Annotated in this window: 1 protein-coding gene; it reads right to left on the minus strand. The window is 67.8% G+C overall.

Features of this window, described 5'->3' with window-relative positions; all coding sequences use genetic code 11:
- Positions 1–2: 2 nt before the first annotated feature.
- On the minus strand, positions 3–233 hold a 231-nt coding region (locus HKX41_13715), incomplete at its 5' end, for a phosphoribosylglycinamide formyltransferase (protein ID NNC25190.1).

Below are 233 nucleotides of genomic sequence, written 5' to 3' on the forward strand. Positions count from 1 at the left end.
GTTCAGTCGTGCCTGAAGCACCGTTGGCCGGTGAACACCATCGCAATCCCGCGCTCGTCGCACGCCTCGATGACCTCCTCGTCGTTCACGGACCCGCCGGGCTGGATGACCGCCTCGATACCCGCGTCGGCCGCCTTCTCCACGCCGTCCGGGAACGGGAAGAACGCATCCGACGCCATTACGGCACCCTGCGCGTCCTTGCCCTCGGCGTGTTCCTCGGCCTTCATCGCGGC

The organism is Salifodinibacter halophilus (assembly GCA_012999515.1).
GTDB lineage: Bacteria > Pseudomonadota > Gammaproteobacteria > Nevskiales > Salinisphaeraceae > Salifodinibacter > Salifodinibacter halophilus.